The 261-nt window shown below is 65.1% G+C and carries 1 protein-coding gene; it reads left to right on the forward strand.

Annotated features, from left to right (window positions below; translation table 11 throughout):
- Positions 1–244 (forward strand): hypothetical protein (locus tag J2D73_RS20370; protein ID WP_456304365.1); only part of this gene is annotated, 244 nt, incomplete at its 5' end.
- Between the last annotated feature and the right edge of the window lie 17 nt (positions 245–261).

The following is a 261-nucleotide window of genomic DNA, read 5'->3' on the forward strand; positions in this document are numbered from 1 at the left end:
ACCCGTGGCCACGCCGGTGGGCGGCCTGCTGGTGTTCAGCGCCCTACCCGGCGAATACCTGGAGGCCGGGCAACTGATCGCCGAAATCATCGACCCCATTACTGACTGCGTAACGCCTGTGCACTGCCGCAAGGCCGGCCTGCTTTACGCCCGCTCGCTACGCCGCATGGCCACGGCCGGGATGGTCATCGGCCATGTGGCAGGCTCAGAGGCCTACCGCAGCGGTTATCTACTTTCGCCTTGAGGATGCATGCCCCATGT

It is taken from the genome of Acetobacter sacchari, assembly GCF_017377715.1.
Lineage (GTDB): Bacteria > Pseudomonadota > Alphaproteobacteria > Acetobacterales > Acetobacteraceae > Acetobacter > Acetobacter sacchari.